Genomic DNA, 16,864 nt, shown 5'->3' with positions numbered 1-16,864 from the left:
GGATCAGCTTTCGAGCTGTTCGAGCACCTGGCCCTTCGTCTCGATGCCGAGCCGGTGGATCACCAGCGCGGCCACCAGCAGCACCGCGCCGAACGCGTAGAACGCGACGCTGATGTTGGTGGTGATGGTCTTCGAGACGAGCGCGGGTGCCGCGATCGCGGCGATCTTGAGCCAGGCGCTGCCGACGCCGCAGCCCAGCGCGCGCACGCTGGTCGGGTACAGCTCCGGCGTGTAGACGTAGGCCGTGATGAAGCCGCAGCCGAGCAGGCCGAACGACAGCGCGCAGAACGTGCCGACCACGTAGACCGAGCTGTCGTGGAATACCGCCGCGCCGAACAGCGCGATCGCGCAGAGCAGGAACGAGACGTTGATCACCGGCTTGCGGCCGACCTTGTCGACCACCAGCGCGCAGATCAGCGAGCCGATCACGCCGAGCACCGAGGCGCCCACCGTGAGGTTCAGCGCGAGCTGCAGCGGCGCGTGATAGACCGTCTTGTAGATGGTCGGCAGCCAGGTCAGCAGGCCGTACTGGATCACGCCGCAGGTCATCCAGAGCATCGCCACCGAAATGGTGCGCTTCAGGTACAGCGGCCCGAACAGGTCGCGCAGGCCGCGCTTCGGATGCTTCGCCAGGGTTTCCGCCTGGGCGGCCTCGCCCGACGGCAGCGGCGGCAGCGGCCCCTTCACGCTCGCCTCGAACGCGGCGAGCGACGCGGCGGCTTCCGTCATGCGCCCGCGCTGGCCGAGCCAGCGCGGCGACTCCGGCACCAGCCGGCGCAGCGTGAAGGCCAGGATCAGCGGCACGCCGCCCACGAAATAGATCACCTGCCAGCCGAGCACCGGCACCAGCCACGCGCCGAGCGCGTTCGACACCAGCAGGCCGATCGGGAAGATGATTTCGTACAGCAGCACGAAGCGGCCGCGGCCATGCGCGCGCGTGATCTCGCTGATGTAGGCCGCCGCCACCGGCAGCTCGCCGCCGAGCCCCACGCCCTGCACCGCGCGCAGCACGACGAAGCTCGCATACGACGGCGCGAAGCCGCAGGCGATGCTGGTGATGCCGATGATCCCCGAACTCCAGGCGATCGTCCGCACCCGCCCGTAGCGCTCCGCGAGCGCCGGAAACAGCAGCGCGCCGATCAGCTGGCCCACCGAGCCGGCGGCGATCAGAAACGCGATCTGCGACGGCGCGAGGCCCCACTTCGCGATCAGCATCGGCAGCGTCGCGGCGATCGCGATCACGTCGAAACCGTCGAAGAACGTCGCACAGCCGATCAGCACGCGCGCCCGGATCTGCATGGCGTTGCCCGGCAGCCGCTCCATGCGCGCCACGATGCCCCCGAGCGTCAAGCGGTCCGACGCGCCGGCCTGGCCGGTCCCTGTTGCCTTGTCCACTTCGACCTTCATGTCCATAGGTTTACATCGCCAAGTTGCGGTTGAACGGTCATCGCGGTTTCCTGGGGCCATTCGTTCCACTTACGGAACAACGATTCGTATGTGGTTAATTTTAAGCCAAGCCCTCCGCCAGAAAAAAATGTTTTCGAGATCACCGAGGGAAAATACCAACGCCCCGCGGCGCGGCCCCGGCAGGCGGCCACGCCGCGATCGGCACGCGAATTCCGGGCCATGGAAATGGCTTGCGGCCAAAATAAAAAGCTCCGACACTTCGGTTCGTTCAATTCTTTTACATCATGTTCATTTTTGAACGTATTGGAGTGCTTGGCATGTTGAAGATCGGGATTTCGGGTGGCGGTATCGGCGGGCTCGCGGCGGCGATCGCCCTGGAACGGGCGGGGCATGAGGTCACCGTGTTCGAGCAGGCCGACGCGTTCGGGCGCGTCGGCGCCGACATCAACCTGACGCCGAACGCGGTGCGCGCGCTCGACGGGCTCGGCGTCGGCGAGCGGCTGCGCGAGACGGCCGCGCGCCCCAGCGCCCGCATCAGCCGCACCTGGGACACCGGCGAAGTCACCTCCCACCTGCCGATGTCCGACGAGGCCGAGCGCAAGTACGGCGCGCCGCAGCTGACGATGCATCGCGCCGACGTGGTCCACGCGCTGGTGCAGGCGATTCCCGCCGCGCGGCTGCGGCTCGGCGCGCGCGTGGCCGGCTTTGCTCGCGACGGGAGCGGCGCGTCGATCGAACTCGCCGACGGCAGCCGTCACGACTTCGACCTCGTGGTCGGCGCCGACGGCATCCATTCCCGCGTGCGCGAATTCATGTTCGGCGAGGACCGCCCGCAGTTCACCGGCGTGGTGTCGTATCGCGCGGTGGTGCCGGTCGAACGCATCACCGGCAACGACGTCGGCGCGTTCGTGAAGTGGTGGGGGCCGACGCCCGAATCGCAGATCGTGACGTTCCCGCTCAATCGCGGCCGCGACGTGTTCATCTTCGCGACGACGGGCCAGACCGACTGGACCCACGAATCGTGGACCACGCCCGGCGATCCGGACGCGCTGCGCGATGCCTACCGCGCGTTCCACCAGGACGCGCGCGCGCTGCTGGCCGCTTGCGACAGCGTGCTCGCCTCCGCGCTCTACGTGCGCGATCCGCTGCCGCGCTGGAGCCGCCCCGGCTTCACGCTGCTTGGCGACGCCTGCCATCCGATGATGCCGTTCATGGCGCAGGGTGCCGGCATGGCGATCGAGGACGCGGTGGTGCTGGCGCGCGCGCTCGACGCGGCGGCGCCGGCCACGCTCGAAACGTCGCTCGAACGCTACGAGGCCGCGCGCCGCGAGCGCACCGCGCGCATCCAGGTGGGCTCGCGCGGCAACGCCTGGCTCAAGGAAGGCGGCAATGCCGACTGGGTCTACGGCTACGATGCGTGGCGCGTTCCTCTGGCATGATGTCGTCCCGTCGCCACGCCCCTGAGCCCGCCTCGCCATGACCGCCCCACCGGAACGCCCCGCCGACGCATCGGGCGCCGTCGAACGCTCGCTGCGCCTGCTGCGCTTCATCGCCGAGGGCGGCAGCACGCGCAACATCAGCGAAGCGGCGCGCCGGATCGGCGTCAACCGCGTGACGCTGATGCGCCTGCTCGCCACGCTGGAGCAGGCCGGCATGCTGGTCGGCGAGGCCGAGGGGCACCGGCTCGGCGTGCCGTTCCTGACGCTCGCGGCCGCCGCGCTCGGCTCGTCGAGCCTGATCGCGCGTGCGCGCGAGGTGCTGCCCGGCGTGGCCGCCGCCACCCGCATGTCGACCTATCTCGTCGTGCGCGAGCATCACGAGATTGTCTACTCGCTCGCGGAAACGCCCGACACGCCGCTCGTCAGCCAGATCCGCGTGGGCAGCCGCCTGCCTGCCTACCGGGCCACGCCGGGCCTCGCGATGCTCGCGCTCGCCGACCCCGACGAGGTCGCGCGGATGTGCGAAGCGGCGTGGCGCGAAGCGGACGCGCCCGACTGGGCCGCGCTGTCGGCGCGGCTGCAGCGGATTCGCGACGAGGGCTGCGCATGGAGCCACGCCGCGCTGGAGGCCGGCATCGATTCGTGCGCGGCGCCGATCGTCGGCGGCGACGGCCGCGCGATCGCGGCGCTCAGCATCGCCGGTCCCTCGCAGATGTTCTCCGGGCGGCCCGGCCACGCCGAGACGCTGGTCGAGCAGCTCAAGGCGGCGGCGCAGCAGATCGCGCGGCTGGTCGCGTAGGCGGCAGTCGATCTACCGCGCCGGCCGTCATCATCCGCACTGCGAAGCCTGTTGATCTTCTGCACAAAGGTCATCGGCCTCATGCTGGAGGACTGGCTGCACCCGCCGTCGATCGTCTTCCCGACCAACATCGTTATCAAGGACAACGAATCGAATCATCGAGCGATCACGATCGCGAAGCCGCGCTCGATCCAGGGCCCAATCCGGGCGCGCCGTCGGCGAACCCACCGAGCCGCCCGCGCGGTCCGCGAAAACAGAACGAACATGGCTGTCCAGCCCGTCGCGGCGAATGCGATACTTGAGTCGCCGACGCGCGGCGACGCTGCGCCCGCCGCGCCCGACATCCGGTACGCACAGCACACCCGCACGCCTCGCGGCATCCCCCGCGCGGTGCCCCTACTGCCGAGACTCGACGGAACTCTTTCCATGATCATCAAACCAGGCGACTTCGACCATCCACAGGTCACGGACCTGCTGCGTCTGCATCTGCAGGGCATGCATGCGAACTCTCCGCCGGACAGTGTGTTCGCGCTCGACCTGTCCGGCCTCAAGCGGCCGGACATCGCGTTCTTCGTGGCCTGGGACGACGACACGGTGCTCGGCTGCGGCGCGCTGCGCGAACTCTCGCCCACCCGCGGCGAAATCAAGTCGATGCGCACCTACCCGGCGCACCTGCGCCGCGGCGTGGCCTCGCGGCTGCTCGCGCACCTGCTCGACCTCGCACGCGAGCGCGGCTACACGCGCGTGAGCCTCGAGACCGGTTCGGGGGAAGCATTCGAGCCCGCGGTGGCGATGTACCTGCGCCACGGCTTCATCAAGGGCGAGCGCTTTGGCGACTACACCTCCACCGGTTTCAACCAGTTCTTCCATCTCGACCTGGCGGCGAACTGAACGCCGTCACGTACACGCCGCGGCCTTGCGGCGTGTACTCACCGATCTTCCCTTCCCCTGCCCCGTGCCGCCGGCTTCCATGGGCCGGCGCCTCCCCGCAAAAGCACTTCATTCCGATATTTATTTGTTAGCGACTTAATTCCCGAAAATACGGGACAACGATTTGACTTACTCATTTACTCATTTACGCTCGCCGACATTCCCTGTTAAAATAATTCCAGTCAATTAATGCACAGTTTTAGTGAATCCAGGAAATTGGAATGCATGCTTTTGGTGAATGCAGATTGAACAGGCAACCGAGAGTCGGCAGTCGGCACCGTATCGCCTGACTGCGCACCCGGAGCATCATCGCACCGGCGGTTGCGCGGGCGCGCTCGACAGGAGCGCGCGCGTGCGGCTGCCCGTGGTCGTCCCGCACGTCTGCCGAAACCATCGGCGGTTCCCCCGTGGGCTCGACATCTGGACAGCCGCGCCCGCCACCAGCGGGCCTGTCCGGCCAGGCAGCGTTGCTCGCGAAGTCACCGCGGTCCACGTTCGCGCCGCCCTTGCCGGGGTGGTGGCGGCCCACGCTCTCGTCCTCATCGGCCTGGCCAATCCGCCGGCGCCGAGCCGGGGCAGCGCGTGCCCGGCGGTGCCGCGACGGCCGCAGGTTTGCATTTTGTAATTATCGGATTGTCTTTATTAATTCACAAAGAGTCGGTTAAGGTTTCGTCGTCGCATCGGAATTGCCAATTCCAATTCGATCGCGATTCGATCCAACCTTTCCGATTCATTTCACGCTGAAATTCGAGGCGCGCGCATGATTTATTTCAATTACCGCTCGATACCGGAATTGCGCTCCTGCAACGCCGACGAGAAGCACCAGGTCTGGCATTACTCGATGAAGAAGGCGATGCACGGCAAGATCCTGTTCTACCAGTTGCTGCTGATCGTGCTGCTCGCCACGCCGCTGATCGCGATCGTCGCGCTCAGCGTACGCGAGCGCTTCCCGAGCCCGTTCGTGTCGATTCCGCTCAGCTATCTGCTCGGCGTGGTCGTGATATGGCTCGCCATCCAGATCTCGAAGCTGACCTTGCTCAACGTGCTGCGCAAGGAAGTGGCCAGAACCCTGACGGCATTCGGAACCCAGGTGCCGAATATCGAATCCGGCTATTCGTGAAATCGTGAAATCGAGTCTCAACCGATAACCTATGGAGTGGTCCATGATTGACAGATCGGCGTGGAGTGAGCGGTACAAGTTGGGGTTGGCTGCCATCAAGACCCTGGAACCCGACAATGGCGACCTCGTGCTGAACAAGCTGCGCGAGGTGTCGCCGCGTTATCACGACATCAACGTCGAGTCCTACGGTGATTACTTCGGCGACGAGCGACTGTCGATCAAGCTGCGCACCTTGATCACGCTGACCACGCTGGCGGCGATCAACGCCTACCCGGGGCTGATCCAGTTCCATGCGAAGGCCGCGCTCGAGGTGGGCTGGACGCCCGACGAGATCTTCGCCGCGCTGGAACAGAATTCGCTGTTCGCCGGCTACCCCTACGCGATCAGTTCGATCTACACGGTGCGCGAGCTGTTCGTCCAGCTCGGCGTGCTCGCCACCGAGCCGCATGCCGAATGAGCCTCGCCCTGCCCGCTTCCACGAGGAACGCCAGATGAACATTGTCGGCATTTCGGCCCACTATCACGACGCGGCGTGCTGCCTGCTGGTCGACGGCAAGCTCGTCGCCGCGGCCGAGGAGGAACGCTTCACGCGGCTCAAGCACGATCCGTCGATCCCGCGGCACGCGCTGCGCCACTGCCTCGATGCCGCCGGCCTCGACATCACCGATATCGACTGCGTCGCCTATTACGAGAACCCGCACCGCAAGCTCGAGCGACAGCTGGCGATGAGCCTGCCGCACCTGCACGCGCGGCCGAACCTGTCATTTCGCCGTCAGGTCGATCCGGCCATCGTCATGCGCGACATCCGCGAGGTGCTCGGCTTCGAGGGCCGCGTCGAGTGCTTTGAGCATCACCGTTCGCACGCAGCCAGCAGCTATTACTACTCCGGCTTCGACAACGCGGCGGTGCTGACCGTCGACGGCGTCGGCGAGTGGAACACGATGTCGTTCGCGCAGGGTCGGGGCAGCCGCCTCGACCTGCTGGGGCACGTCGACTTTCCGCATTCGATCGGTCTGCTCTATAGCACCATCACCGCCTATCTCGGCTTCGAGGTCAACGAGGGCGAATACAAGGTGATGGGCCTCGCGCCCTACGGCAAGCCCACGCTGACCGAGCCGATGTGGCAGCTGATCCGGCACAGCGAGGGCGGCCGCTTCGAGCTCGACCTGCAGTATTTCGCCTTCATCGGCGAGGACGTGATGTACAGCCCCGCGCTGGAGGCGCTGTTCGGCCGCCCGGCGCGCCAACGCGGCGCGGCGCTCGAGGGCTTCCACTACGACGTGGCGCGCAGCCTGCAGCTGGTGCTGGAAACGCTGCTGCTCGAGAAAGTCCGGTACCTGCACACGCTGGTGTCGTCCGAGAACCTCTGCATGGCGGGCGGGGTGGCGCTCAACTGCGTCGCCAACGGGCGGATTCATCGCGAAGGGCCGTTTCGCAACCTGTTCGTGCAACCCGCCTCCAACGATTCCGGCTGCGCGTTCGGCGCCGCCGCGCTCGGCCACGTGCTGCTGACGGGCGAGGCGCCGGGCCTGGGCGAGCTGCGCCACGTCTATCTCGGCAGCGCCAACGCGGGCACCGACGCAAGCCGCCTGCTGGAGAACTCGCCCGCGCGCTGGCGGTCGTTCGCCGGCGACGAGGCCGCGCTGGTCGACGCCGTCGCCGAACGGCTGGCCGCCGGCAAGGTGATCGGCTGGGTGCAGGGTGCGATGGAGTTCGGCCCGCGCGCGCTCGGCGCGCGCTCGATCCTCGCCGACCCGCGCGTCCCCGACATGCGCGAACGGATCAACCGGGCCGTCAAGAAGCGCGAGGGCTTCCGCCCGTTCGCGCCGTCGGTGCTGAAAGCGCACGCGTCGAGCCATTTCGATCTGGATCATGCGTCGCCGTTCATGCTGGAGACTTGCCAGACGCGCTCTGCGCTCGACCTGCCCTCGATCACGCACGTGGACGGCTCGGCACGCGTGCAGACCGTGGACGAAGCGGTCAGCCCGCGCTACGCGCGGCTGCTCGAGGCGTTCCACCGCCGCACCGGCTGCCCGCTGCTGCTCAACACCTCGTTCAACCTGAAGGACGAGCCGATCGTGCGCACCATCGAGGACGCGCTGATCTGCTTCCTGCGCTCGGCGATCGACTGCCTGGTGGTGGAAGACACGCTGATCGATCGCGACGACGTGCCCGAAATCTGGCTGAAGCGCTTCGGCGACACCGCCCCGCTGGTTTCGTCGGGCATCGCCCACAACGTCTACAGTTTCATCTAGGAAGCGAATACCGCGATGACCTCTCCCACTCTGATTCGCTTGGCACAACTAATTGGCGAGAATCGGGACGCGCCGGAAATCATCGACCTCGTCAAGTCGCTGGTACTCGGCGAAGCCGCCGCCGTGCCGGCCGCGACCGCGGCGAAGCCTCCCGCCGGGACCGCCGCAACCGTCGCGTCGAAGCCGGCCGAGGCCAGCGACACGATCGGCTGCTGGCGGCGCGTAGCCGACCATCCGCAGCGCTTCGAGCGCGTCAAGGATGCGCAGGGCAACTGGCGCACCTGGGCGGACCTCGATCACATCGAGCTGGATGCCGCGGCGCGGCGCGTGGTGTTCGTCGGCGAGTCGGCCGGACGCGGCTTCCTCTACGACCCGTACCTGACGCCCGCCGGCGTGCTGCACAAGCATCTGGAGCGCCTCTCGGCGTCGCCGGTGCAGGTGCTCGATCTCGCGCGCACCAACATGAGCTTCACCGAGAGCGTCGAGATCTCGACGCGCGCGGCCGAGCTGCTGCGCCCCGATGCGCTGGTGCTGTTCGCCGGCAACAACTGGCTGTCGGCCGGCGACGTGTTCGGCTACGTCGATCTGGTCGGCCTGTCGTCGGCGCTGCGTGCCGACGGGATCGCGGGCCTCGTCGCGATGCTCGAACAGGCGCTGGAAGGTTTCGCCGCACGGCTCGTCGACACGCTGGCGCGGATCGGCGCGCGTACCGGCGCGAAGCTGGTGCTGGCGATTCCCGAATTCAACCTGCGCGACTGGAAGCCCGGCTTCACGGCGGCCCCGCCGTTGCTGTCGGGGCCGGCGCTCGCGGAATGGGACGCGCTGCGCGCCGAGGCCGAGACGGCCCGCGAGGCCGGCGACGACGGGCGACTCGAACGCGCGGCCGACGCGATGATCGCGCTCGACGGCGGCCACGCCTCGCACAGCCTGTGGCTGAAGGCGCAGGCGCTGCTGCACACCCAGGGCGCGCCGGCCGCGCGGCCGTGGCTCGAAAAGGCGCGCGACATGGCGGCGATCCTGCCGGTGCCGCAGGCGCCCGGCATGCACTCGCGCTCGATCGACGCGTTGCGCCGGCACGCCGCGGCGGCCGGCATCGCCGTCGTGGACCTGCCGCAGCTGTTCGCCGAGGCGGATTCGCTGCCGGGCCGCGAGCACTTCCTCGACTATTGCCACCTGACCGAACTCGGCATCGATACGCTCGCGCGGCACGCGGCGGCGGCCGTCGTGGCCGCGCTGGGCGGCGGCACGCCCGGCCACGGCAACTCCGGCGACCCACCCGTCTATGCGCTGTCGGCGCGCGCGCGGGCCAGTGCGATGTTCCTCGCCGCCATCCACAACGCGAACTGGGGGCAATCCGGCGAGATCGTCGCGCACTGGGTCGACCTTGCGATCGACACGGCGCCCGACGACGTCAGGCGCTGGTACCGTTCGTTCCTCGCGTTCGAGACCTGCCTGCAGCCGCGCTGGACGCACCGCGCGTTCGACGATCTCGACATCGCGCAGGTGGAGCGCTACATGGGCTTCAAGCTCAACCCGCACCTGGCGGACCACGAACTGAAGGCGGCCATGGTGGCGGCGCTGGCGCGCCACGGCGAGGCCGGCGCACGCGAGGCATGGCATGCGCAGCTGTTCGACGCCTACCTGCAGCCGGGCGCCACGCAGGACCTGCTGCAGCCGCAGCACGCGGCGCGGCACCACGCGGCGCTGCGCCCGTTCCACGAGAACCCCGCCTACTACCAGGCGGTCGGCAGTGAATCGGACTTCGTGGTGATCTCGGACGGCCGTGCCGGCGCCCTGTTGCGCTCCGTGATCCGTGCCCCGCGCGGCCTGTCCGCGCCGGCCGGCTGCACGGTCAGCGTCAACGGGCGCGCGATCGGCACGCTCGCCGTCGAGGCCGGCTGGCGCCGCGCCGAGACGGCGATTCCCGCCGATGCGCTGGTGCCCGGCGTGAACCGCCTGGTGCTGCGCTGGCCCGCGCCCGAGCGCGTCGACGACACGCTGGTCGAGCGCGCGGCAAGCAGCCTGTCGATGCAGCGCGGCCCGGAGGTGTTCCACGTGCATGGGCAGATCCACCGCCTGATGCTGACCGGCGCGAGCCCGGCTGCCTAGCCACGCGAGCCCCGGAGTCCCTCATGTCCATCCTGTCCCGCATCGTCGCGCTGCCGCCCGTCGCCCGGCTGATCCTGGTCTTCCAGTTGCTGATCAACGCCGGCAGCTTCATGGTGATCCCGTACCTGGCCGTCTATGTCGTCAAGGACATCGGCCTGAGCGTCGCGTTCGCCGGGATCGTGCTGACCGTGAAATCGGCCTGCCAGCGCGGGCTGATCCTCTACGGTGGCTACCTGGCCGACCGCTACGGCGAATTCGCCGCGATCGTGCTCGGCAACCTGCTGCGGATCGCGTCCTATCTCGGGCTCGCGCTGTTCACGCACGACGCCGGGCTGCTGGTGAGCGCGGCACTGCTGGGCGGCAGCGCCGCGCTCTTCATCCCGGCCTCGAAATCGGTGCTGGCCAAGGTCGTGGGCGACGACCAGCTCCACTTCGCCTACGCCACCCGCAACGTGTTCAACAATCTCGGCGTGGCGGCCGGCGGGATCCTCGGCGGGGTGCTGATGCGCCTCTCGCCGACGATGATCTTCCTCGCGGCGGCGGCGATCCAGGCGATGGTGCTGGCGTTCTTCGTCGCCTCGAGCCGCGACGCGACGCGTTCCCGGACGGCATCGGCCCGGGCGCGGCCGGCCACCTCCGCGCCCGCGTACTCGTTCGGCACGGCACTGCGCGAGATCCTGCACAACCGCGGCTTCCTCGCGATGTCGGCGGTCAACCTGGTGTTCTACGCGATCTACATGCAACTCGAACTGACGCTGCCGCTGCACGCGAACCAGCAGTACGGGCTGGCCGCCTCGGGGCTGATCTTCACGATCAACGCGGTGGTCATCATCGCGCTGCAACTGCCGCTCACCCAGTGGCTCGCGCGGCACTGCTCCGACCACTCGATGCTGGCGGCCGGCTTCGCGATCGTCGGCGCGAGTTTCGGCGGCTTCGCGGGCCTGGTCGGGCCGCTCTGGTTCGGCCTGATGATCGCCGTCTACACGATCGGCGAGATGATCATCGACCCGATCATCGACGCGGCGGCCAACCGCACGATCCCGCGCGCCTATGCCGGCACCGTGTTCGGCATGCTCGGACTGACCGCGCTGCTCGGCTCGCTGCTGGGCGGCACGCTCGGCGGCGAGTACTACGCGCGGCTCGCGAGCAAGTCGCTCTATTGGGGCGGCTACGCGGTCCTCTCGTTCGCCGCCTGCGCGGTGCTGGGCTGGGTCGCGCTGCGCCGGCACCCGGTCCTGTCGCGGCAGTCCGATCGCGCCACCTGAGGAGCGAGCGCGCCGACCCCACACCCGTGCGAGATGCCCTGACCCGACATGCGGCCCGCGCAAGCGGCCCGCGAACGCCCTTCCCTTTCCAAGCGAATTACCTCGAAGCCGCACCGGAGCGCGACGATGAATGCCTTTGAAGCCACGATGAGTCGGTTCGATCATCTGCAGAATTTTGGCCAGTGCCTGCGTCACTGGGCAACGGTCAAGCCGCACGACACCGCGTTCCGGTTCCTGACCGACGACGTCGTCGAGGCACCGCGACTGAGCTTCGCCGAACTCGACCGGCGCGCCACCGCGATCGCCGCCCGCCTCGCGCGCGAATGCCCGCGCGGCGAGCCCGTGCTGCTGCTCTATCGGCCCGGGCTCGACTTCATCGCCGCGTTCTTCGGTTGCCTCTACGCGGGCTGCGCGGCGGTGCCGGCCTATCCGCCGTCGGGTCGCGCCACGCGCCGCAACCGGCTCGCCGCGATCATCGCCGACTGCGGGGCCGGCGCGATCCTGACGAGCGACGACCTGGTCGAGGCGATCCGCGAGGAGATCGCGCAGGCAGAGGCACCGGTGCGCGCCGACGTGATCGGCACCGACGCGCTGCTGGCCGCGCCGGGCGGGACGCTCGACACGAGCGAGGCGGTGCTGCCCGCCAGCCACCTGGCGTTCCTGCAGTACACCTCGGGCTCGACCGGCCGCCCCAAGGGGGTGCGCGTCACGCACCGCAACCTGCTCGCCAACGAGCGCGCGATTCGCGAGGGCTTCCGCCACGGCCCGGACACGGTGTTCGTCGGCTGGTGCCCGCTGTATCACGACATGGGCCTGATCGGCAACGTGCTGCAGCCCGTCTACCTTGGCATCCCGTCGGTGCTGATGTCGCCGTTCGCGTTCCTGCAGCAGCCGCTCAAGTGGCTGCGCGCGATCTCGACCTATGGGGCGACCACCAGCGGCGGCCCGAACTTCGCCTACGAACTCTGCGCGACGCGCATCGCCGAGGCCGACAAGGCCGGGCTCGACCTGTCCTCGTGGCGCGTCGCGTTCAACGGCGCCGAGCCGATCCGCGCCTCGACGCTCGACAGGTTCGCGGCCGCGTTCGCCGACTACGGCTTCGACGCGGGCGCGATGTTCCCGTGCTACGGGATGGCCGAGACCACGCTGTTCGTGTCGGGCGCGGTGCCCGGTGCCGGCGCGCTCACGCGCCGCGTCGACGCGCTCGCGCTGCAGGCCGGGCGCTGCGCCGACGCGGTCGACGGGCAGCCCGCCGTCGAGCTGGTGAGTTCGGGGCGCGTGGGCGGCGACCAGCAGGTGCGCATCGTCGATCCGCACAGCCTGCACGCGAGCGGCCCCGGCGAGATCGGCGAGATCTGGGTGCGCGGCGGCAGTGTCGCCGACGGCTACTGGAACCGCGAGGACGACACGCGCGCGCAGTTCGACGCGCGCATCGCCGGCGAGGACTCGCCGCCGTTCCTGCGCACCGGCGATCTCGGCCTGCTCGACGGCGGCGAACTCTACGTGACGGGCCGGCTCAAGGAGCTGATCATCATCCGCGGGCGCAACCACTACCCGACCGACATCGAGCAGACCGTCGAGCAGAGCAGCGCCGACTTCCGCGCCGGCTGCGGCGCGGCATTCGCGATCGACGGCGAGGGCGGCGAGCGCCTGGTGGTGGTGCAGGAGATCCAGCGCGCCGTGCGCAAGTCGCTCGACGCCGAGGAGGCCGGGCGGCGCGCCGCCGCCGCCGTGGCCGCCGCGCACGGCATTCCGCTGCACGAGCTGGTGCTGGTGCAGGCCGGCGTGGTGCCGAAGACCTCGAGCGGCAAGAACCAGCGCACGCTGGTGCGCCAGCACTACCTCGAAGGCAAGCTGCCGGTGCTCGCGCGCACCCAGCCGGGGGCGGGCGCCGGCGCCGCCACGGTCACCACGGCGGCAACGCCGGCTGCGCCGGGCGGCAGCGTCGACGAACTGAGCGAGCGCGTGATCGTCGCGATGCTGGGCACGGCGGGCGCGGCGCGCCCCGAAGCGCGAGCCGCCTCGCCGCTCGCGCTCGGCCTCGATTCCCTCGCGCTCGTCGATCTGCAGACGCGCCTGGCGCGCGAACTCGGCATCGCCGTGGAACTGGACGACCTGATGGACGAACGGCCCGTGGCCGAACTGGCGCGCGACCTGGCCGCGCGCGCGTTCGACGGCGGCGGCGCGAGCGGCGGCGAGGCGCCCGCGCCCGCCCTGCCGCCGGCCGCGGACCCGACCGCCCTGACGCCGTACCAGGAAGCGATCTGGACGGCCCAGCTGTGGGACCCCGCGCTGCCCTGCTTCAACCTGGTGCTGCCGCTGCGGGTCCGGGCGCCGCTCTCGGCCGGCCACGTGCGCGAGGCGCTCGCGGCGCTGACGGTCGCACACCCGGGCCTCGCGAGCCGCTTCGTGCAGGACGGCAACGGCGACGTGCGGCAGCAGCCGGCGGCGGCGACGGCCGGGCTGCTCGACGTGATCAACTGCGCCGGGCAGTCCGACGACGCGCTGCGCGCTCGCATCGTCGCCTCCGCCAGCGCGCCAATCGACCTGGCCGGCGGCCCCGTGTTCCGCGCCGAGCTGCTGAGCCGCGCGCCCGACGATCACCTGCTGGTACTGATCGCGCATCACCTGGTGGCCGACCTCGGCTCGCTGCAGACGGTGCTGGCCGACTTCGCCGAATTCCATGCCTGCCTCGCCGGGGACCGGCCGCTGCCGGCACGCGCCATCGCGGCCGCTGGCGTCGCCGTGCCCGACTATCGCACCCGGCTCGCCGCGCTGCTGCACGGCCCGCGAGCCGAGGCCGACCGGCAATATTGGGCCGCGCGCCTCGCGACGCCGATCGAACCGCTGGCGCTGCCGCTCGCGCTGCCCGGCGAGGCGCCGGCGGGCGTCGTGGCCGGCTCGGGCATGAGCGTCGATGTCGATCTCGACGCCGCGCTGGCGGGCGCGCTCGACGCGCTCTGCGCCAGCCGGCGCGTGACGCGCAACATGGCGCTGCTGGCGGCATTCTTCGCGTTCCTGCACCGCTACACGGCGCAGCGCGACGTGGCGGTGGTGACGCCGGCGGCCGTGCGGCCCGGCGGCGAGTTCGACGACTGGGTCGGCTACGGCGTGAACCTGCTGGTGATCCGCGAGGCGGTGGATGGCGAGCTGCCGTTCGCCGCGCTGCTCGCCGCGATGAAGCAGACCGTGGCCGGCGCGCTCGCGCACCGCACCACGCCGTTCATCGACCTGGCACGGCGCTTCGCGAGGCGCGACGACGACGTGCGCCACCCGTTCTCGCGGGTCCTGTTCGCCTATCACAACCTGAACCGCCTGCCGCAGGCCGCCGACCTGCTGGCGGGCACGGCCGGCCAGCCGCTCGCGGTCGGCGCGCTCGCGCTCGAAAGCTTCCCGGTGCCGACCCCGGCCGCGCAAACCGACCTCGCGCTGGTCGCGATCCAGGCCGGCGAGCGGCTCGTGCTGCGCTTCGAGTACGACGCCACGCTCGCCTCGCGCGCCGCAATCGAGCGCATGGCCGCGCATTTCCGCACGCTGCTCGGCGCGCTGCTCGCGCAGCCGGACCAGCCGGTCGCGCGGGCCGCGCTGCTGGATCCGGCCGAGCGCGAGCGGCAGCTCGTGACGTGGAACCGCCGGCCGCTGGCGGCCCCGGCCACCGGCCCGGCCGCGTCGGCCACGATGAACCTGGCCGCGGACTACGCCACGGTCCACGCGATGATCGACGCGATGTCGCGGCGCGTGCCCGAGCGCCTCGCCGTGCGGACCGACACCGAACAGCTGGACTACGCGCAGCTGCGGCGCGATTCGGATGCGCTGGCCGCCGCGCTGCACGCGCGCGGCGTGCGCCATGGCGACGTGGTGGGCGTGGGCCTGCCGCGCGACGTGCGCCTGCCGATAATGCTGCTGGCCATCTGGAAGGCCGGCGCCGCCTATCTGCCGATCGACCTCGGCGTGCCGGCCGAACGCGTGCGCCAGATGCTGGACGACGCGCAGGCCGCGCTGATCGTCGCGCCCGCCGCGCTGCGCGGCGCGCTCGGCGACGACGGCCGCGCCTGGGTCACGCCCGAGGCGCTCGCGGCGGATGCCGCCGCCGGCGAATCTCCGGCCGCGCCCGAATCTCGCGCCGGCCGCGACAGCCTCGCCTACGTGCTGTTCACGTCGGGCTCGACCGGGCGTCCGAAGGGCGTCGAGATCGAGCATCGCAACGTGCTGTCGCTGCTTGCGTGGATCGGTGCGCGCTACTCGGCCGGCGAGCTGGCCGCCGTGTTCGCGGGCACCTCGATCGCATTCGACATCTCGGTGTTCGAGCTGTTCGGCCCGCTCGCGCACGGCGGCTGCGTGGTGATCGGCGAGAACCCGGCCACGCCGCCCGCCACCCCGGTGTCGCTGCTCAACACCGTGCCGTCGGCCGCGGCGGCGCTGCTCGAGACGGGCGCGCTGCCGGCCAGCGTGGTGACCGTCAACCTGGCCGGCGAGCCGCTGCGCCAGTCGCTGGTGGACGCGCTGTACGCGCGCGGCACGATCGGCAAGGTCTACGACCTCTACGGCCCGACCGAGGACACCGTCTATTCGACCGCGGTGCTGCGCGAACCCGGCGGCTTCGACACCATCGGCACGCCGCTGCCGGGCAAGCGCGTCTACCTGCTCGACGCGCATGGCGAGCCGGTGCCGGTGGGCGTGGCGGGCGAGCTGTTCCTGGCCGGCGACGGCCAGGCGCGCGGCTACCGCAACCGGCCCGACCTGACCGGGCGCGCGTTCGTCGCGGTCCCGGCGCTGGCCGACCTCGAGACGCGGCTCTACCGCACCGGCGACATCGGCCGGCTGCTGCCCGACGGCCGCATCGTGCTGTCGGGCCGGCGCGACCACCAGGTGAAGATCCGCGGCCACCGCGTCGAGCTGGGCGAGATCGAGGCCGTGCTGCTGCGTCAGCCGGGGGTGCGCGACGCGGTGGTCGTGCAGACGCGCCACGCCGAGCGGTCCGGTGACGACGGCGACAGCCGGGACGCGCTGCTGGTCGCCTATCTGGCCGTCGATCTGGCCGTCGGCGACGCCGCGGACGAGGCGGTCGGCACGCCGCCCCGCCCGGTCGTCACCGTCGAGGCGGTGCGCGAGTACGCGGCCGCCTCGCTGCCGAGCTACATGCGCCCGACCGGCTATGTGCTGCTCGACGCGCTGCCGCGCAACCCGAGCGGCAAGGTGGACCGCGCCGCGCTGCCGCGCTTCGACCCGGTCGCGCAGGACGACGCCGCCGCGCCGGTCAGCGACACGCAGCGCGCGGTGCTGGCGATCTGGGAGGCGGTGCTCGGCTTCCAGGGCTTCGGCATCCACGCCAACCTGTTCGAGCTGGGCGGCCATTCGCTGCAGGTGATCCAGATCATCGCGCGCTGCCGCGAGCGCTTCGGCGTCGAAATCTCCCTGGCCAAGGTGCTGGAGCGCACCACGGTGGCCGACCTGGCCGCCTACGTCACGTTACTGGCGGCGCGCTCCGGCGCCGCCGACGAACCCGGCGGCGTCCGGGAGGAGGTGCTGTTTTGAGTACC

The 16,864-nt window shown here is 70.3% G+C and carries 11 protein-coding genes; 9 read left to right on the top strand and 2 right to left on the bottom strand.

Annotated features, from left to right (window positions below):
• Positions 1-3: 3 nt before the first annotated feature.
• Both bpln_RS18390 and bpln_RS35715 read right to left on the bottom strand, forming a co-directional pair.
• Positions 4-1,407, bottom strand: a complete 1,404-nt coding sequence (locus tag bpln_RS18390) for an MFS transporter (RefSeq protein ID WP_042629200.1) — start codon at positions 1,405-1,407, stop codon at positions 4-6.
• Entirely contained in the window at positions 1,404-1,799 is a 396-nt protein-coding gene (locus bpln_RS35715) for a hypothetical protein (RefSeq protein ID WP_162492384.1), read from the bottom strand. The genes bpln_RS18390 and bpln_RS35715 overlap by 4 nt, the downstream gene beginning before the upstream one ends.
• Between bpln_RS35715 and bpln_RS18385 the strand changes: the two genes are divergently transcribed.
• The 9 genes from bpln_RS18385 (at position 1,725) to bpln_RS18345 (ending at position 16,859) form a co-directional block, all read left to right on the top strand.
• Complete coding sequence (locus bpln_RS18385; RefSeq protein ID WP_042626891.1) at positions 1,725-2,846, top strand: FAD-dependent monooxygenase; 1,122 nt, start codon at positions 1,725-1,727, stop codon at positions 2,844-2,846. The genes bpln_RS35715 and bpln_RS18385 overlap by 75 nt on opposite strands.
• 37 nt (positions 2,847-2,883) lie before the next feature.
• Positions 2,884-3,645, top strand: coding sequence for an IclR family transcriptional regulator (locus tag bpln_RS18380; RefSeq protein ID WP_055139622.1), 762 nt, complete (start codon positions 2,884-2,886; stop codon positions 3,643-3,645).
• 426 nt (positions 3,646-4,071) lie between these two features.
• On the top strand, positions 4,072-4,536 hold the full coding sequence (locus bpln_RS38285; RefSeq protein ID WP_042626889.1) for a GNAT family N-acetyltransferase: 465 nt from the start codon (positions 4,072-4,074) through the stop codon (positions 4,534-4,536).
• A 799-nt stretch (positions 4,537-5,335) separates the two neighbouring features.
• Complete coding sequence (locus tag bpln_RS18370; RefSeq protein WP_042626888.1) at positions 5,336-5,695, top strand: hypothetical protein; 360 nt, start codon at positions 5,336-5,338, stop codon at positions 5,693-5,695.
• Between the two features lie 43 nt (positions 5,696-5,738).
• On the top strand, positions 5,739-6,152 hold the full coding sequence (locus bpln_RS18365; protein WP_226993733.1) for a carboxymuconolactone decarboxylase family protein: 414 nt from the start codon (positions 5,739-5,741) through the stop codon (positions 6,150-6,152).
• A gap of 34 nt (positions 6,153-6,186) precedes the next feature.
• Positions 6,187-7,950: a carbamoyltransferase family protein gene (locus bpln_RS18360; RefSeq protein ID WP_042626886.1), complete on the top strand. Its 1,764-nt coding sequence runs from the start codon at positions 6,187-6,189 to the stop codon at positions 7,948-7,950.
• Positions 7,951-7,965: 15 nt separating this feature from the next.
• Positions 7,966-10,059, top strand: coding sequence for a hypothetical protein (locus bpln_RS18355; RefSeq protein ID WP_148654081.1), 2,094 nt, complete (start codon positions 7,966-7,968; stop codon positions 10,057-10,059).
• A gap of 23 nt (positions 10,060-10,082) precedes the next feature.
• Positions 10,083-11,324: an MFS transporter gene (locus bpln_RS18350; RefSeq protein ID WP_055139620.1), complete on the top strand. Its 1,242-nt coding sequence runs from the start codon at positions 10,083-10,085 to the stop codon at positions 11,322-11,324.
• Positions 11,325-11,450: 126 nt separating this feature from the next.
• On the top strand, positions 11,451-16,859 hold the full coding sequence (locus bpln_RS18345; protein WP_055139619.1) for a non-ribosomal peptide synthetase: 5,409 nt from the start codon (positions 11,451-11,453) through the stop codon (positions 16,857-16,859).
• Positions 16,860-16,864: the final 5 nt, after the last annotated feature.

This window comes from Burkholderia plantarii (genome assembly GCF_001411805.1).
Classification (GTDB): Bacteria; Pseudomonadota; Gammaproteobacteria; order Burkholderiales; family Burkholderiaceae; genus Burkholderia; species Burkholderia plantarii.
This window is presented reverse-complemented; position numbering and strand designations above follow the sequence as displayed.